Annotated in this window: 16 protein-coding genes; 9 read left to right on the top strand and 7 right to left on the bottom strand. The window is 54.4% G+C overall.

The window, feature by feature from the left end:
* Positions 1–42: 42 nt before the first annotated feature.
* Positions 43–1,278 carry a winged helix-turn-helix domain-containing protein gene (locus MIM_RS18270; RefSeq protein ID WP_025374205.1) on the bottom strand — a complete coding sequence of 412 codons (1,236 nt, stop codon included), beginning with the start codon at positions 1,276–1,278 and terminating at the stop codon, positions 43–45.
* A gap of 468 nt (positions 1,279–1,746) precedes the next feature.
* On the opposite strand from MIM_RS18270, the gene MIM_RS18265 reads away from it, so the two are divergent.
* The 5 genes from MIM_RS18265 to MIM_RS18245 all read left to right on the top strand — a co-directional run bounded on the left by MIM_RS18265 (position 1,747) and on the right by MIM_RS18245 (position 6,732).
* Positions 1,747–2,907, top strand: coding sequence for an ABC transporter substrate-binding protein (locus MIM_RS18265; protein ID WP_025374204.1), 1,161 nt, complete (start codon positions 1,747–1,749; stop codon positions 2,905–2,907).
* 119 nt (positions 2,908–3,026) lie between these two features.
* On the top strand, positions 3,027–4,106 hold the full coding sequence (locus MIM_RS18260; protein WP_025374203.1) for an ABC transporter ATP-binding protein: 1,080 nt from the start codon (positions 3,027–3,029) through the stop codon (positions 4,104–4,106).
* Positions 4,103–4,960 (top strand): ABC transporter permease, encoded by an 858-nt coding sequence (locus tag MIM_RS18255; RefSeq protein ID WP_025374202.1) that lies wholly within the window; start codon positions 4,103–4,105, stop codon positions 4,958–4,960. The genes MIM_RS18260 and MIM_RS18255 overlap by 4 nt, the downstream gene beginning before the upstream one ends.
* A 93-nt stretch (positions 4,961–5,053) precedes the next feature.
* The gene (locus tag MIM_RS18250; RefSeq protein ID WP_042070541.1) at positions 5,054–5,896 is read left to right on the top strand and encodes an ABC transporter permease; all 843 of its coding nucleotides are present in this window, start codon (positions 5,054–5,056) and stop codon (positions 5,894–5,896) included.
* Between the two features lie 50 nt (positions 5,897–5,946).
* Positions 5,947–6,732, top strand: a complete 786-nt coding sequence (locus MIM_RS18245) for an NAD-dependent epimerase/dehydratase family protein (RefSeq protein ID WP_025374201.1) — start codon at positions 5,947–5,949, stop codon at positions 6,730–6,732.
* Positions 6,733–6,764: 32 nt separating this feature from the next.
* Here the strand turns inward: MIM_RS18245 and MIM_RS18240 are convergent, their stop codons facing one another.
* Together MIM_RS18240 and MIM_RS18235 are read right to left on the bottom strand one after the other, a co-directional pair.
* On the bottom strand, positions 6,765–7,700 hold the full coding sequence (locus tag MIM_RS18240; protein ID WP_025374200.1) for an SMP-30/gluconolactonase/LRE family protein: 936 nt from the start codon (positions 7,698–7,700) through the stop codon (positions 6,765–6,767).
* A gap of 74 nt (positions 7,701–7,774) precedes the next feature.
* The gene (locus MIM_RS18235; protein WP_025374199.1) at positions 7,775–8,461 is read right to left on the bottom strand and encodes a GntR family transcriptional regulator; all 687 of its coding nucleotides are present in this window, start codon (positions 8,459–8,461) and stop codon (positions 7,775–7,777) included.
* A gap of 499 nt (positions 8,462–8,960) precedes the next feature.
* On the opposite strand from MIM_RS18235, the gene MIM_RS18230 reads away from it, so the two are divergent.
* Positions 8,961–9,887, top strand: coding sequence for a hypothetical protein (locus tag MIM_RS18230; protein WP_025374198.1), 927 nt, complete (start codon positions 8,961–8,963; stop codon positions 9,885–9,887).
* Positions 9,888–9,948: 61 nt separating this feature from the next.
* Here the strand turns inward: MIM_RS18230 and gcvA are convergent, their stop codons facing one another.
* On the bottom strand, positions 9,949–10,851 hold the full coding sequence (gene gcvA, locus MIM_RS18225) for a transcriptional regulator GcvA (RefSeq protein WP_025374197.1): 903 nt from the start codon (positions 10,849–10,851) through the stop codon (positions 9,949–9,951).
* Positions 10,852–10,950: 99 nt separating this feature from the next.
* Between gcvA and MIM_RS18220 the strand changes: the two genes are divergently transcribed.
* Positions 10,951–11,799 (top strand): DMT family transporter, encoded by an 849-nt coding sequence (locus tag MIM_RS18220; protein WP_025374196.1) that lies wholly within the window; start codon positions 10,951–10,953, stop codon positions 11,797–11,799.
* 18 nt (positions 11,800–11,817) lie between these two features.
* Positions 11,818–12,711, top strand: coding sequence for an alpha/beta fold hydrolase (locus MIM_RS18215; RefSeq protein ID WP_025374195.1), 894 nt, complete (start codon positions 11,818–11,820; stop codon positions 12,709–12,711).
* Positions 12,712–12,852: 141 nt separating this feature from the next.
* Here the strand turns inward: MIM_RS18215 and MIM_RS18210 are convergent, their stop codons facing one another.
* Both MIM_RS18210 and MIM_RS18205 read right to left on the bottom strand, forming a co-directional pair.
* Positions 12,853–13,725 (bottom strand): alpha/beta fold hydrolase, encoded by an 873-nt coding sequence (locus MIM_RS18210; protein ID WP_025374194.1) that lies wholly within the window; start codon positions 13,723–13,725, stop codon positions 12,853–12,855.
* Positions 13,726–14,017: 292 nt separating this feature from the next.
* A complete protein-coding gene (locus MIM_RS18205) occupies positions 14,018–14,977 on the bottom strand; it encodes a Bug family tripartite tricarboxylate transporter substrate binding protein (RefSeq protein WP_245592885.1) in 960 nt (319 codons plus the stop codon).
* 610 nt (positions 14,978–15,587) lie between these two features.
* Between MIM_RS18205 and MIM_RS18200 the strand changes: the two genes are divergently transcribed.
* Positions 15,588–16,397 (top strand): transporter substrate-binding domain-containing protein, encoded by an 810-nt coding sequence (locus MIM_RS18200; protein ID WP_025374192.1) that lies wholly within the window; start codon positions 15,588–15,590, stop codon positions 16,395–16,397.
* A 109-nt stretch (positions 16,398–16,506) separates the two neighbouring features.
* Here MIM_RS18200 and MIM_RS18195 read toward each other — a convergent pair whose 3' ends face one another.
* Complete coding sequence (locus MIM_RS18195; protein WP_025374191.1) at positions 16,507–17,526, bottom strand: XdhC family protein; 1,020 nt, start codon at positions 17,524–17,526, stop codon at positions 16,507–16,509.
* Positions 17,527–17,793 lie beyond the last annotated feature (267 nt).

Genomic DNA, 17,793 nt, shown 5'->3' with positions numbered 1-17,793 from the left:
GCACTGAACGCCGCGGTTTCTGCGTGCCTGAGTTATATTGCGCTAGATAGCGGCGCGATAGGTTGCAAGCAGCGGATGAATCGCCGCAACCGGGGCGACGACGAGGGACGATAGCCCAAGCCATGATGCCAGAAGCTGCAATTCTTCGATCAGCCGTTCAATCGTGTGCGCAGGCGCTTTCGGTTCAAGATGCGCCCGCTGGACCACCAATGTGCCTGACTGGCGCTCCGCTTTCAGGTCTACCCGGGCGACAATCGCGCCGTCCAGCAGGAAGGGCAGCACGTAATAGCCGTGCTCACGCTTGTGTGCGGGGGTATAGATTTCCAGGCGATAGTAAAAATCAAACAGCCTCTCGGTGCGGGGGCGGTGCCAGATCAGCGGGTCGAAAGGTGAGAGCAGCGCAGCACCGTCTGTCTTGCGGCCGGCGCGGGCGTCCTTGTGCAGATAGGCTTGTTGCCGCCAGCCGCGCACTCTCACCGGAATAACGGTCCCTTCTTCCACCAGTTGTTGTAGTGGCAACTGTAAATCTGCCGCGGGAATGCGGTAATAGTCGCGCAGGTCTTCCGCTGTGGCCACGCCCAGGGCTTTGGCCGATCGGGCGAGCAGGGCACGCTGCGCATCCACAGTAGATGGGGTAGGGTGAGCAAGTACAGAACGCGGCAGAACACGTTCCGGCAGATCGTAAACGCGCTCGAAGCTGCCCCGGCGATGGGTCGCGACAATCAGGCCAGACCAGAATAGCCATTCGATAGCATGCTTCACTTCGCTCCAGGCCCACATCTCTTTGGCGGCTCCCTTTGCAGCTCGACCGCTGGCGGGTGAGAGATCAGATGCGGCCAGGGGGCCTTCGGTGCTAATGCGCTGCAGAATATCCTCCGCTTCGGCTCGTCTTTCATTGGCGAACGCCTGCAGTGGCCGCCAGACTCCCTCACCACGAAGCGCACGCTCCATGCGCCAGCGCATCAAGGGCTGGCAGTCTATCGGTAGCAGCGAGGCCGCATGTCCCCAATACTCAAAGAATCGTTTGGACTTGGCGAGGGTATCCGAGTCCAGCAACGCCCGGTCGTAGGAGCCTAAGCGGGAAAAGAGTGGCAGGTATTGGGCGCGCACCAGCACATTCACGCTGTCAATCTGGAGCAGGCCCAGTTGTGCGATAGATCGGCGCAACTGCATTGTGCCGATCTTGCGGTCACGGGCGAGGCCGTTGAATCCCTGTGCCGTGAGCGCAAAACGACGCGCTTCGGCAGCGGATATCTCTGATTTCGTTAATGTTGGCATTCGCATGGCGCCTTATCGTTTGCAGGAGGCCGCTGCACGCGCACAGGTGAGCGGCGATGTTTTTCATTATAAGGATGGAACAGAAGCACGCTTTGTTTCAGGCTAAGGACGAATAAAAAAATAACAGACGTGATTCGGCCTTGCATGTTGGAGCTAGTGCGATTCGCAACGCCCCAACAAGGCGGCTTCGCTGCAGCAGGTACAGGCGCCACAGCAGGGCATACTTTCATGACCAAAAAAGCGCTTTAATGTTCGCGGCAATAGCCGGTAAAAATAGTATTTTTCATGTTTTCAGGGAAGACAGTTTCATTTAATCTTGTGTTTTAAGTGATTGAAATTTAACAATAAAAAGTAATACTCTAATATATTAGTAGGTGTTTTCCTTAGTTGACAGCGCTCGTTCGATATCGCTAGAGTGGCGTTCGTAGAGAAGTATCTAATGCTTTATAACTATATGTTGGAGGAGCCATGAAATCCACCAGTCGTGCATTGAAGCGTTTGTCGATCTGTAGCTCGATCGTGTTAGGTTTGTTTGCTGCATCGGTGCAGGCTGCGCCGGTACAACTCAATATTGTTGATGTTGCCGGTGATCTGGCCCTTACCCAGAAAGCACTGGAGAATTTCCAAAAAGAAAACCCGGATTTGGTATCGCGCATCACGTTTACCAAGGCGCCGGCACCGCAAATTCCGGGCAAAATTCAGGCCATGCAAAGAGCCAAGCGTGTTGATATTGATCTGGTGCTCACCGGGTCGGACGCACTGGCTGCGGGTATCGAGCAGGGCTTGTGGTTAAAACTGTTGCCTGATCTGCAGGAACAGCTACCTGGCGTGATGGAAAACTACACGCCCAATGCCGCTGCAATGCAGGAGTTGGCGCATGGTCAGGCGTTGCTGGTGGTTATCGGCAATGCCGGGCCCATGATTGAATACAACCCGGCTAAAGTCAAGGACGTACCCAAAACCCCCGACGAGCTGCTCAAGTGGTGTCAGGCCAATCCAGGCAAATTTATTTATGCGCGTCCCGCCAACTCCGGGCCGGGGCGTGCGTTCCTGATGGGGTTGCCTTATCTGCTGGGTGACAAAGATCCCAAAGACCCGGTCAACGGCTGGGAGAAAACCTGGGCTTATCTGAAACAACTTAATGACTGCATTCCTTATTACCCAGGTGGCACGGGCGCTGTCATGAAGGAACTGGGCGACGGCTCGCGCGATATGACCGCGACCTCTGCCGGCTGGGATATCAACCCGCGTGCACTGGGTATCGTACCTGAAGACTTCAAAGTACAACCGTTTACCAATACAACGTGGGTTGATGATGCGCATTACATGGCCATTCCCAAGGGCGTGTCCGAAGAAAAGCAAAAAGTGCTCATCAAGCTTCTGAACTACATGCTGGAGAAAAAACAGCAGGCCATGACGTATGACTCTGGTTATCACTTTCCCGGGCCTGCCGTTAAAGGCGTGACGCTTGCGGATGCCCCGGCAGAAAGCCAGGAAGTCCTGAAAAAATACGGGCGCGCGGAATATGACAAATGGCTTACTGAATTTCCACATGTCCTGCCGCTGGATGCTGCTGTGATGGTTAAAGCGTTCCAGAAGTGGGATACCGAAATCGGCGCCCTGAAATAAGCGTGCGATAGCCTGTACCGGCAACCTGCTTGGGTTGCCAGTACTTTTGATTCTTTTAGTTGCAGGCCATGGCGTTCGGCTGTGCGGTGCGACTGCCTTCTGCCATTTCAATTACCACTATGACGCAACTGTTTAAAAGTTTAAGTCTGAACGCTGTCACCCGTCGCTTCACCGATGCCAGCGGCCACCAGATCACGGCTCTGAACGAGCTGGATCTGAACATTGAGTGCGGCGAATTTATTACGTTTCTGGGACCATCCGGCTGCGGGAAGACCACCGCCTTGAATTGCCTGGCGGGTTTATTGCGTTTGTCCGGCGGTGAGATTTTTCTGGATCAACGCCGAATCGACATTCTGCCGCCCGAGCAGCGGGGATTTGGCATGGTGTTTCAGAACTATGCCCTGTTTCCGCATATGAGCGTGGTGGATAACGTCGGTTTCGGCCTGAAAATGCGTGGCGTCGATAAAAGCGAAATCACCCGACGGGTTCGTGAAGCCCTGGCGCTTGTGCAACTGGTGGGTCATGAGAAAAAAACTGCCCGGCAGTTATCCGGTGGCCAGCAGCAACGCGTTGCTATTGCCCGCGCCATTGTTATCGAACCGCCGTTAATTCTGATGGACGAACCTTTGTCGAATCTGGACACCAAACTGCGTATTGAAATGAGGGCAGAAATCCGCCGCATTCATAGCCAGTTGCACCGCGCAACGGTCTACGTCACGCACGATCAGGACGAGGCGCTGTCCATGTCGGATCGCATCGTTGTCATGCGCGAAGGCCGGGTGCAACAGGTGGGCACGCCCAAAGAGGTCTATGCCCGACCAAAGAACTTGCATGTGGCGCGCTTTATGGGGTACAGGAATGTGAGCCAGTTTGACCTGAGCCATACACAGGACGATCGTGCAACGCTTTCTTCCCAGGGAGTGACACTGGCGGGTGTAATGGTTGCGCCTGTGAAGGGCCCGACTGCCAGCGTGGCGATTCGGCCTGAAGATATTCAAGTGTGTTCATCTGGAACACCAAATGCCTTCGAGGGGCGGGTTCAGGCGGTTGAATATGGCGGACGTGATTCCCTGGTGCAGCTCGATACCCGTTTAGGCCAAATATACGCACGCATGGATGGCGAATTCAATGTGGATCAGGCGCTTACACTGCATGTGCCTGCGGACAGGGTGATGGTATACGAAGGAGAGCCAGCATGATATTCGTGCCGCGTGATGTACGCGCATGGTTAATCATGCCGGCGCTGCTGAGCATTGTTGCGCTGTTTATTTACCCCTTTTCCTACGGACTGATGCTGACGTTCGATCCCATGAACAGTCAAAGTGTCTGGGGGAATTACATCGAATTTTTTACCAATCGCCGCCTCTGGTATACGCTGATTATCACGCTTCAGTTAGCCGTGCCGGCCACCATTATTAACGTGCTGGCCGCGATACCGATGGCCTTCATTTTGCGTCGCAAATCCCGCTATCAGAAGCTGGTTACCACAATTTTGGTAATTCCGATTACCCTGGGAACGGTGCTGATCGCCAACGGCATGCTGAGTTATTTTTCTCCGACGGGGTGGTTTTCACAGGCGGTGCATGGCCTGGGCTTATATGGATCAGAAGTACGGCTGACGCATAACTACTGGGGGGTGTTGATCTCCCTGATTATTTCCGGTTTCCCTTTTTCATTTCTGCTCATCCTGTCCTATGTGTCTGGCATTGATCCGACCCTGGCGCGCGCCGCAGCCACATTGGGCGCCAGTCCGTGGGAGCAGTTTCGCCGTATTTATTTGCCGTTACTGGCCTCGGGCCTGACCATGACGGCGTGCCTGACCTTTGTTCAGGCGTTTGCCGTGTTTCCGTCGGCGATTCTGCTGGGTATCCCGGCCGGTGCAACGCGGGTTATGTCTATTGCCGCTTATGAGGCTGCCTTTGAATCCTATGACTACAGCCTTGCATCGACGATTGCGATTCTGATGGGGTTCGCCCAGCTCATTATTGTGGGGCTGATGCTGCTGGGGCGTCGCGCCTTCTACAGCGGGCCGGTCGGTGGCGGTAAAGGCTAAGTGTTGGGAACGAACCGGGTGTTTTATACAAGTTTATATGCGGTGTTTGCCTGCGCCACGCGCTACAACCACGCTATTTAAAGGGTACCAGGAATGAAACAGTCATCGCCGATGTTAGGCCGCTTGTGGCGGTACGCGGTCTGGGGTACGACGATTTTCTTTTTGCTGAACGTGGTCTTGCTGATCGGGGCCGTGGCCGTCAATTCGATTGCGACCCGCTGGTTCGGTACCATATTGCCTCAGGGCTTTACCCTGCGCTGGTACGGACAGGCCTGGGATACCTTCCAGCTGGGTCCTGTACTTTGGGTAACGGCCCAGGTGGTGGGGGCGGTGGTTATCCTGTCGATCGTGTTCGGTGTGCCGGCTGCCTACGCGCTGGCTCGGGTGAATTTTCGTGGTAAGCAATGGGCCTTATTGATTTTTCTGTTGCCAATGATGGTGCCGCCGGTCACCTACGGTATTCCTATGGCAACTGTAATGTATGAGGTTGGCCTGGCCGGCACCCTGACCGGGGTGATTCTGGCTAACCTGGTACCAGCACTGCCATTTGTGATTCTGGTGATGACACCGTTTATCGAGCAGATTGACCCTAACCTTGAGAATGCCGCCCGTATTTTCGGTGCGAATACCTGGCAGTATTTCAAAACAGTGTTGCTCCCACTGCTGGTGCCCGGCATGCTTGCGGCGGGGTTGCTGGTACTGGTGCGAACCATCAGCATGTTTGAACTCACCTTCTTTACGGCCGGACCGGATACGCAAACGCTTGTTGTAGCCCTGTATTATGCGGTGTTTTCAACCGGTGTACGGGCCACCCAGGAAATTGATGCCATGGCCATGATCTATATGGCGGTCACTTTGGTGTGGGTGCTGATTGCGTTGCAGTTTGTCAGTCCAACCCAACTGGTCAGCCGGGTGAAGGCCGATCCGCAAGAATAGGGCATCAGGAAAAAGATCATTAAGCTCATTAAGCGTCAGGGACAGTTGTTATGAAAGTTGCAATATCCGGAGCAGGGGGCCAGTTGGGCGCTGTTCTTCGCAAAGAACTCCTCAGGCAGGGCCTGGATTTACGGTCTGGCGGCCACCGGCTCCTTACGCCGCTGATCGACAACGAAGACCTGTGCGCAGGGGATCTGCAGGATGCTCAGGTTGTGGATCAATTGCTGAACGGGGTGGATGTGCTGATTCACCTGGCGGGAACCAGCACCGAGCAGGCGCTGGATAAAATCATTCATAACAATCTGCTTGGCCTGGTTGCGGTGTATGAGGGCGCACGTCGCAACGGCGTGAAGCGTATTGTGTTCGCCAGTTCGAATCACGCCATCGGTATGCATAGCGTAAACACCAAACTCAATCTCGATTGTGATTTTCGTCCTGACGGGTTTTACGGTTTGTCCAAAATGTGGGGCGAAGGGCTGGCCCGAATGTATTGGGACAAGCATGGCATTGAGTCGGTCTGCATTCGTATTGGATCCTGCCTGCCCGAGCCGACTGAATTCAGGCACTTGAGCACCTGGCTGGGGCACGAGGATTTTTTTCAACTGATAGGGCGGTGCATCAGCACGCCTGAAGTTGGATTTACTGTGGTGTGGGGTGTGTCGGCCAATACCCGATCATATTGGGATACAAGCGACCCCGGGCCACTGGGATACGTGCCAACGCAAAACGCGGAGGATTATGCACCGGCCATTCTGGCAAAGGCCAATCCCCTGGATCCCATTGCACAGCAGTACCAGGGTGGCGGTTTTGTGACGCTGGATTTTAGCCGAAACTGAGCCCGTCAGCAGAGCATCAATACATCAACACACTAGAGCGCGCCGCGGACGTTGACATAAAGGCCGAACAGTCGCTTGCCGGCGGCCATGAAGAGCCGGTTATTGTTTTTACCGCCGAAGCACAGATTGGCGCAGCGCTCGGGTAGTTGAATATGCCCCAGGGGTACGCCCTGATTATTGAATACGCGTACGCCATCCAGTTCTTCAGTTCCCATTCCCCAGCCGCACCAGAGATTGCCATCCTCATCGCAGCGAATGCCGTCCGCCGTGCCCGGACCGCAATCAATCAAGGTACGTTGCGCACTAATCGAGGTGCCATCTGATGAGACATCGTAGGCATAGATAAGACGATTCGGCTTCGCGCGAGACGCCACAATATACAGGATCTTTTCGTCGGGTGAAAAACACAGGCCATTCGGACCGGCGATATCGGATGCGACAACTGTGATTTCACCCGACTGGCCATCAATACGATAGACGTTTGCCGGGAGTTCCTGCCTGGACGGACGACCTTCATAGAAATCACGGATGCCAAAAGGCGGATCGGTGAACCAGACAGAATTGTCGGATTTAACGATGACGTCATTCGGTGAATTCAGTGGCTTGCCTTCAAAAGTATCGGCCAGCACGGTAATGCTGCCATCGTATTCGGTACGGGTCACGCGGCGGGTGAGGTGCTCACAACTGATCAGCCGCCCAAAACGATCGCGGGCATGTCCGTTGGCCATATTGCTGCCCTGGCGGAACACCGACACGGCGCCATTGCTTTCCTCCCATTTCATGATCCGGTCATTGGGAATATCGCTCCATAACAGAAAACGCCCATCGCCGAACCAGACCGGGCCTTCGCCCCAGCGCGTGCCACTGGCAAGCAATTCAACGGCGGCGCTGGCCAGTTGATACTGAGCAAAATCCTCATGAAGGAGTTCAATGGCGGGGTCCGGATAGCGCTCGCTTTGCTGCCACATGGTATTGCCCTCGTGTCGTGATAAGGTTGATTTACAAAGAATGCTGCGGCCAACCCGCTAACCGGGCTGTGATGTTACTCATATGCGAACAAGTCTGGATAGTCTGCCTGCAACTGGCTGACATAGACCAGCGTGCCGGACAGATGATCTCTGAGCGCCTGCTGCGCTTCGGCCACGTCCTGTGCAACAATGGCTTTCAGGATACGCCGGTGATCATCGATGATCTGGTTTTGCTTGCCCACCACCGGCAGGTGCAGTCGACGCAGGCGGTCAAGATGGCCGCTGCGGCTGCGCACCAGATGCCACAAGGGTTCCTTGTCGGTGTATTCGTACAGGGTAAAGTGAAACGCCCGGTCTGCTTCAGTGAATGCAGCCAGTTTTCCGGTATCGCGCAGCACTTCAAGCCGCTGCAAAAGGCTTTGCAAGGCATCTGTCGCTGCCGGATTCGGGTTGAGGGTAAGCTCCCGTACCAGTTCCAGTTCAATGGATTGGCGCAGAAAGTGCGTTTCCCGCGCGAAGGAGACATCGATCAGGCTGACCCGGGTCGACGCCTGCGGAATCACATCCACCAGGTTTTCCTGTGCCAGTTTCAACAGCGCTTCGCGTACGGGGGTTTGGCTGATCTTGAACTCGGCGGCCAGTTCTGCCCGCGACAGAACCGCCCCAGGCGCGAGTTTGAGATCAATAATTTTCTGCCTGAGAAATTCATACAACTGGGGCCCTGTCTGCCTGCCCCGGTCAAGCTCCATTTTTTTCGCCATCGTTGCTTATCTGTTTGTTGGTTTACTATTGTTGAATAATTGCGTCAATAAATATTAATGTAGCAGATCAGTGGCCTTTGCCTGCAGGCTAGACCATGCATTTTTGTTCAGCCTGTTTTCGCTAGCGTCCACGGGGGGGCGCCATTTTGGTGGGTGAGCGGCGGCGGTTGCGTAGACTGCGTAAAACGGGCGGTTCGGTATTATTAAAACATTAATATATTAGTAGCGTCAATTGGTGGATATACGTGGATTGGGATGATGTATATGTTCCAGGAGGCGTCTGGTGTGGTGATGCCATCTTCGCTTTGCCGAATGCGCCTCCCATCGGCCCGGCGAGAGAGCACTCAGGATAAAGACAGTGAATCGCCAGGCAACCAGCAGACAGGGCCACACATCCCGATTCTTGATCAGGGTCATTGACCCGTTCTGGCAGCTTGATAGAATGCTGCGCCTGAATAGTTCAGGCTGAAAAAAGTGTCACTATCTATCTTCACGACATATGAAAAAACTCGATTTTCTGGAACAAAAAATCATGCTCGCCGGCAGACTTGCACTTATCCTGCTGGGGTTGATCTTCCTGGTGTGTGCTATCTGGTGGGCGGCGCTTACCATACCAAACGGCTGGCGGCATTATATGCCTAACAATAATGGGAGCATTGCACAGCGTGTGGCAGGTCTCAAGCCTGACGCCAAGGTATTTGAAGCTTCTGTTCGCCGCGCACAGATCGAAGCCTCTGGTCTGGACGAAAACGCGGTTAAACTGCAGGACGCCATGAAAAGGCCTGACATCGCCGCACATTACGACAGCATTATTCGCCAGATTCGCGCCTTTGCAGATAGTAAACCCGAAGCGCGTGTACGTATTGATGAAGCAGGGCAGGACGATGCTCATTCAGTACTGGCTCCGGCTGAATTTGAAGCCATTGACAAGTATTCCTTTCTTTGCAATTCCGACTCCGGTGCGGTAACGGCCACCGATGCGCTTGAGCATTGCGGTAAGCAGACTGTGCGCGGCATCATCGCGTCAAACGTGAAGTCTCTTCTTCATTTTGCTGACAACGATGAAGAGGAAGCTGCTCTGCACAAGGCCTTTCTTGCTGGTCTGGATCAAAGTGTAAGCGCTTATCTGGACAGTAAGGCACCGCGCGACGACCTGTTTGCTTTGCCTTCAGCGACGATCAGCAGCACCTTAATCTCATCCTTTGAAACGACATTTTCAGAAAAACTCAGGGCGTTATATGTCCCACCGTCCCGTAAAATGAATCAGGAAATGGAACGGCTCAGCCAGGGCGTGACGCCACTGACTTTGCTTGTCAATCCCTTCATGATCGGCACAGTGCTGTTCCTGATGGTGTTCGTCAATCTGATGATGATGTTAGCGGTGATACGTATAGGGCGTCGGCTGGATCAGAATCCGGGCAGCTAATCGCTCTCTGTCATTGCATCATGTCGATCGATGCGTTCGGCCTGACATGCCCGCCAGGCGCTCAACCTCCAGATATCCATGGCTCTCCCTCGCGTTCAAGCCATGCGCGAAACAGCACGACGACTTCATTGGCGGAACTTGCATCCGGCACGTAAGTGCAATAGCTGCGTGACGGCAGGCGCGGACTGGTGAACGGGGTTACCAGTCGGCCGGCCGCGAGGTCGTCCGCGACAAGCGAGGTGGGTCCCATGGCGATACCCATACCGTCGATGGCCGCCTGCAAAGTAAGATAGAAGTGATCGAAGGTCAGCGTCGCCGCCGGTGTCAGGCCATCAACCTGGGCCTTTGCCAGCCAGTCCGTCCATACGCGCGGCAGGCTTGTGGTATGGAGCAGCGTATGGGCTCGCAGATCATCCGGTTCGTGTAATGGCAAGCGCTGCAATAGCGCCGGGCTGCACACCGGTAATCGCTCTTCGAGCAGAAACGGTTGCATCGAATAACCATAGAACGTGTCCGGACCGCCACGAATGATCACGTCATAGGTGTCTTTCAGGCTTTCCACCGGCTCGTTTGATGTTTCTATTCTCACGTTTATGTCTGGGTATTCGCTACGGAACGTGTCCAGTCGAGGCACCAGCCAGCGCAGGGTGAATGTGGCGGATGCGTTCACGGATAGCGTTCTGGACACGGTGGTGGGAACGCCAAAGTTCGCTGTAGCCAGCGCCAGCTGTTCGAACAGGGGACCGATTTTCGCCAGATAGGCCCGGGCGGCTGCCGTCAGCGTTACACGCCGGTTATGTCGTTCAAAGAGTGGCGCGCCCAGCCATTCTTCCAGTAGCCGCACCTGCTGGCTCACAGCACCGCTGGTGACGTGCAATTGCGCAGCCGCTTCCTTAAAGCTGCCCAGCCGGCCGGCTGCTTCGAAGGCACGCAAGGCATTAAGGGGAGGGAGTGTCAGGTTCATTCGGAATAGTTTATCTAATACGAACCGTCAATTTATATGGTTTGTGACACAATAACAAGATAGATATACTTCTCGCTACACTTTTATTGCGGGATTCGCATGTTTAGCGATCTATCTGTTTGGGGTCTGGTCCTGCTGGCCGCGTTGCTTCACGCAAGCTGGAATGCCATGCTGCATGGCAATGGCGATCGCCTGCTTTCCATGACGTGGATGAGCATCGCCATCGCGGCCGTTGCCACCGTTGTGATTGTGTTCACTCCGTTGCCGGCTCGCGCGGCCTGGCCATACATCGTCGCCTCCGGGCTGGTCCACATTCTCTACAACGTCAGCCTGGTGCGCTCGTACCGAAGCAGCGATCTGGCCCAGGCCTATCCGATAGCACGTGGTTCCTCGCCGTTGTTCGTGACGCTGGGCGCTGCGCTTTTTGCTCACGAAGCCATCGGGGCCTTGCAGGGCCTGGGCATTGCGATGATATCGGGCGGGATTATTGCGATTGCAATGAAGGGACGGCATGTGTCGCGCGCGGGCGTTCAGGCTGCGCTAATGACGGGTGTCATGATCGCGGTCTATACTGTGATCGACGGCGTTGGCGTACGCCTGTCGGGCGGCCAGGTGCTGGCCTACACGGCATGGATGTTCCTGTTCTATTGGTTCATGCCGGTGCTATTTGTTGTCCGACGTGGACTCGCCGCGTTGCTGACGCCAGTACGCACGACCCCCATGACAACTGGCATATCGATGATCGGCGGTCTGGTATCGCTCACGGCATATGGTATTGTGATCTGGGCCTTGCAGTCGGGTGCTATCGGTGCCGTATCGGCATTACGCGAAACCAGTGTGGTGTTTGCTGTGCTTATCGGGAGATTGTTTTTACGAGAAACGGTGAGCGCAAAATGCTGGCTCGCCTGCGTGACCGTCGCGGGCGGTACGGTTTTCCTGGGACTTTGACAACAAAAGGATAACGACATGCTTAAGACCATTGCGACCCCGCAGTTGGAGATCGCCTACGTAGAGCAGGGCAGCGCAGATGGTTGGCCGGTCGTTCTGCTACATGGCTTCCCTTATGATATCCATGCCTATGACGAGGTCACACCGCGACTGATATCGCGTGGCGCACGCGTTATTACCCCGTTTCTTCGAGGCTACGGACCAACCCGCTTTGTTGATGCGAGCATACCGCGCTCGGGACAACAGGCGGCATTGGGGGCGGATTTGCTGGCGTTGCTGGATGCGCTGCACATTGAACAAGTGGTACTGGGCGGCTACGACTGGGGTGGCCGGGCTGCCTGCATTGTGGCCGCGCTCTATCCGTCCAGAGTGCGCGGCCTGGTTTCCGTGAACGGCTACAACATACAGGATATTGCCGCAGCCATGCAGCCGGCCAGCCCGGAGAAAGAATATCGCTTGTGGTATCAATATTATTTTCATGGGGAACGTGGTCGCGCCGGGCTGACTGAACACCATTACGCATTCTGTCGGCTCCTGTGGTCATTATGGTCACCAACCTGGCGCTTTGACGAAGACACCTACGCCCGCTCCGCAGCGGCGTTTGAAAATCCCGATTTCGTCGAGGTTGTGATTCATTCCTATCGACACCGCTACGGGCTGGTCGATGGCGATCCGTTGTTCGACGAAATGGAAAGGCGCCTGGCCGGCGCGCCGCCGATTACCGTGCCCACGATAACCCTGGAGGGCGATGCCGATGGCGTGACGCCCGTGTCAGGGACACGTGCCGATCCATCCCGTTTTACCGGACGTCATGAAAACCGGATCATACCCAATGTCGGGCACAATCTGCCGCAGGAAGCACCGGAGGCGTTTGCGGCGGCGGTGCTGGATGTGAAGGATTGGGTGGGCTGATGTTTTGTGCGTGCGGTGGCGGCGCAGCGTTCAACGCTTGCCATGCGGCGGCATGAGACGGTTACCGGTTCGACCGTTTTGTAGAGTCGGAGCGTTATGAAAGAAGCCAGCCTGCCAACTGGCCTCTTCGGGGGTTAACGGCTAGGGCTTAAGCGTCTTGATCCAGCTGTCGAGCGCGTCCGCCAATGCTTGCGGCTGTTCCGGCACAAGTGCGTGGCTGGCGTTTGCGATAACCACGGTGCTGATCCGGGAGCCGAACTCATCTTTCATCTCCTGGCGGGTAGACTGCGGTTTGAACGGATCAAGGTCACCCTGTATTTCCAGCAAGGGAGCGTTTCCGCCGGACCACCATTCTGACTGCGGCGTTGCCTTGCCTGCTGCGCGCTGGAGCTTGCTGACATTGCCATAACTGCCTTTCAGCCAGGAACGTGCATCATGTCCTTTGGAAAAGAATCCGTATTCCAGTGCCGCCAGCCGCTGGGCTTCCGGAACGCTCTGATCGGTGGCATGACGCACTTTTTCCACCAGCTCCGGCATGGCTTCGGGATAGCTTTTGGCCGCAGCCGCAATGATGACCACACCCCGCACTGCGTCTGGATGATCCACTGCCGTCATGCGCGCAACCCAGTTGCCGAAAGCATGCCCGGCAATGACAGCCGGCTTTTTGGCAACCTGTTCGATCACCTGGTTAATATCCTCGGCCAGATCATGCAAGGTAATATTTTCTGTTGGTCCCGTGCTTTTGCCTATGCCGCGCGGCTCCGGACGAATTACCTGGTAACCTTTCTGCTGCAGGAATGGCACTACCGGGTCAAAATCCTCTGCACCCCGGCCGCGTGAGGGCAACAGAACAATAGGCGCGCCGGTGCCATTAATAAACACTTCCACCTGCGCTCCCTTGGGCGTCTGGATAACGCGGGTCTGCGTATCCGGAATGTTGCTGGCATTGGCGTGCACGACAAAGGCCTGCACAGCGAGACCCATCCCTACAGCCAGCGACAATAGTTTATTCATTTCCATCTCCGTCATTATTGATATAAGAACGGTCAATGATGAGGGATACTGCAGCGTGATACCAGATGTTCAGATAGATTTCAGGTATAGGTAAATGACATAGCAATGATTTTACGCAGGCATTTAGAAGCGCATGTAGATAGAATCAGTGCTGTACTGAATGTAAGCATGTCTTCGTAGCGGAACGCTTCCTTGCGGTAAGACACATGCCAGGGATGGTTGCATGATGTGCACGGCGCCGTGACTGGCTCGAAGTAGACAATACACGGGCCGAAGCATGCAATTAGTGCGTCTAATCAGCCCGCATATTCCCCTGTTTGACGACTTCTCCCAAACGCTTGCGTTCGCTGGTTGCGAAGCTGATGAACTCTGCACGGCTGCCACCACCTGGTTCAATACTGCTTTTTCCAAGGGCATCGAGCACTTCCTGGGTTTTTAAAGCTTTGTTAACCGCGGCATTCATCTTATCCAGCACATCTGTTGGTGTTCCTGTTGGTGCGTATAGGCCCGCCCAGTGACCAATCCGAATGCCCGGGAAGCCGGCTTCCCTGGTGGTGGGAATATCCGGCGCGCTGCCCATGCGCTTTTCCAGTGTGGTTGCCAGCGCTTTGAGTTTGCCCGCCTTCACCAGCGGTAGCGTAACGATACTGGCTTCAGATGTCGCGTCAACCTGCTTGCCTACCACCGCCGTCACACCTTCAGAACCGCTTTTATACGCAATGGGTTCAATCGGCAGCCCCGTGGCTTCCTTCATCATGATGGCCACGAAATGCGGTGTGCTGCCATTACCGGCGGTCGAGAAGGTGATGCGGTCAAGCTTTTTGGTACGGGCGTTCTCGACAAATTCCTTCAAATCCTTGGCCGGATTATCCGGGCTGGTGACGATAACGGATGGGGTAACTGACAGCAGCGCCACCGGGGTGAGTTCTTCATCTTTATACGGTTGGTCCGAGCGGATCAGACTGTTGGTGACAGTGCCGTTGCTGCCCACCAGATAGGTGTAGCCGTCGGCGGGTGAGTGCGCGACATGGGCTGAGCCAATCACGCCACCCGCACCGGCGCGATTCTCAACGATCACGCTTTGCTTCAGCTCGGTGCCCACCGCCTTGGCAATCAGCCGAGCCACCAGGTCATTGGCACCACCAGCTGTAAATGGGGCCACGAAGATAATCGGATGATTCGGCCAATCGGCGGCCTGGGCGCAGAAGGCCAGGCTGGATAGGGTTAGCGCCAGTGCGGCCTTGAATGACATTTTCATGGGGGTCTCCTTTACTTGTAAAACGGCATGCTGAGTGGAAGAGGAGCATGGGTTCTATCTGTTTATCTGATACAGGATAGGGAACAGGGCTGACGGGGGCCTGAAAATAGTCGACGGAGAATAAAGACGAGGTTGGACGCCAGTAGCGAGCCTACCTAGTCATGGGCGCATTTTTACTGGCTTCGTGCCCGGCTGGTGGCTTGGGAGACGGCGTCTTATGTGTGCGGCAAGCGCCAGGTGCAGACGGCACTGGCAGGGATCACTGTTATTCGAAAATAATATAAATATGAGATTTAAATAGTATTAGACCCTATAAGCAGATTAACTGAGAATAGCGATACATGATTTCATTGTGCCAATGGTAAAAAAATAATGTGCAGTGAGTAGTGGCAAAAAAGAAGGGGACAAGGCATGGCAATTGTGAGTTAAGGCAGGAGTATTGCATTTGCAATGGAATAAGACGTGGCTTCGCTAACGTCCCAACAATTTTACGAGAGCGAGCAAGAGCAATCAAGTATGGTAGGCGCGCAGCTCAGGTGTGCCACATCCGTAAATAATATCTTGACGCTGAAATCAATGATTTATTTGGTGAAGGAGGAAATATATGTTTAAAACACTAAAAAAAGCCGCTATCTGCTTGTTGAGTATCCCGTTATTAGCGAGCTCCGCCTTTGTATATGCGGATGCGAATAATGCTTCAGCAACAAAAATTCTGGCACCTTCCGGAACACTGCTGGTCGGGGTGTATAAAGGCAGCCCCACATCTATTATTGAAGGGGCAACACCCGAAGAAAGCAAAGGTGTTGGTTACGATATGGGGAAACTGTTTGCAGGCCAGTTGGGTGTTCCATTCAAGGCTGTGATATTTCCGAGCAATTCATCCCTTCTCGCTGCTTTTAAAAATGGTGAAGTGGATTTAAGTGTGAGCAATGCCACTGCATCGCGAAAAAAGATAATGGATTTCTCTCCGACGTTCATGCAGGTGGAAAAGAGTTTTCTGGTTCCCGGCGATTCCAGATTTTCGTCTTTCGATGACCTGACCAATTCAAATGCGGTGGTCGGAGTGAGTAAAGGAAGCAGCACGTCAAAAACGTTAACCGGACTTTTCCCCAAGTTGAAAATTCGAGAGATTGACACGCTTGAGCATGCAATTGATCTGTTAATGAAAAAGGAAATCGATGCCTTTGCGACCAACAATGCCATTCTTTTTCAAATGTCTGATGCGGTCGCCGGTTCCAGGGTGCTGCCTGGGCATTGGGATATGGAGTATTTTGCTGCGGGCATACCAAAAGGCCGGGATGCGGGGTTGTCCACACTTAAAAACTTTATTATTTCAGCGGACAAGGATGGCAGCATAGCCAACATCATCAAACGAGCCGGGGTGCGTGGAGCAACTGCCAAAATTGGGGAGTAGAGGGATTCTGGATGTTCCAACAGCCCTGGAAGGATCACGAATGGCTGTAGCTATTTGAACGCGAGCGACACCCTGTCTGTTGCGGCGAGTATCCCTTTCCATAATTCCATCAAGCCACCTGTTTTGTCGTCTGCTCCTTGGCGTAAGCTACATTCACGCTGGCGGGCAAGGCGACGCCGTTTTTAGCTGCAATCACTTCTGCCATGACACTGATTGCAATTTCTGCAGGGGTTTTGCTGCCGATATAAACCCCAATCGGGCCGCGCAGGCGAGCGAGCGGTTCGGGCTCGAGGCCAAAATGTTCCATCAGCCTCTGCCTGCGTGCCTGGTTGTTGCGGCGCGAGCCAATGGCGCCCACATAGAAGGCTTTTGTTTCGAGCGCTTCCATCAGTGCCAGGTCATCCAGTTTTGGGTCGTGGGTCAATGCGATAATGCAGCTGCGGGCGTCAGCCTGGAACGTCGTGACCACGTCGTCAGGCATATCCGGGAGCAGGGTGACGCCCTGTACTGACCAATCTTTTCGATATTCGATGCGCGGATCGCACACAGTAACGGCAAAGCCACTGAACAGCGCCATGGTTGCTACGTACTCGGCAAGCTGGCCAGCGCCAATTAATAACATTCGAAATTCCGGGCCGAAGGTCGCGCTTAGCGTGGTTTTGTTAAAACTGAACGGCAAAGGTGCGTCCACGGGCCGTTGTTGCACCGTACCGGTTTTGATACTCACCGTCCGTTGCATGAGTTGGCCCTGATCCAACGCCGAGACAAGTGTCTGCAGGTCATGCGGATCCGGATTGAATTCGAGCAGAATTTCCAGCGTACCACCGCAAGGCAGGCCAAATCTGAAGGCTTCTTCTGCAGTCAGTCCATACTGTACAAGGCAGGGAGCGGCACTATCCGTGAGTGCAGCCATTTCGTCGCCTGTCGTGTAGCGATAAAACAGATCATCTTCGATACATCCGCCCGAAACGGAACCGACGACGGCGCCATCTTCGCACAGGGCCATGATGGATCCGACTGGACGCGGTGAGGATCCCCAGGTGCGGGTGACGGTAGCCAATACCGCTTTTTTTCTTTCAGCGCGCCATGCGCTCAGTCTGCGTAGTACAAGAACATCCAGGTTTTCCATGGCTTAAGCCTTTCTACAGTTGAGGGTCTCTCCATATGCAAGTTAGTACTGCTTGCTGCAGCGACTGATATTGCAACAGCAATTATGTCGGAAAAACCTGGCTTTCAATTACGTCAGTAAAAAATAATCAGACTCAAAGGTAATTGAGCCGACTGCTGGGTAAAGGTTATGCCGGTGACCGTTTCTATACTGTTCTGCACAGGTTCATTTCGGCTCCGAGGCACGCTTCTGGGAAAATTCAGTTGTCATAACGGTACGAATAATGAA

Origin of the sequence: Advenella mimigardefordensis DPN7 (assembly GCF_000521505.1) — a bacterium.
Classification (GTDB): domain Bacteria; phylum Pseudomonadota; class Gammaproteobacteria; order Burkholderiales; family Burkholderiaceae_B; genus Advenella; species Advenella mimigardefordensis.
This window is presented reverse-complemented; position numbering and strand designations above follow the sequence as displayed.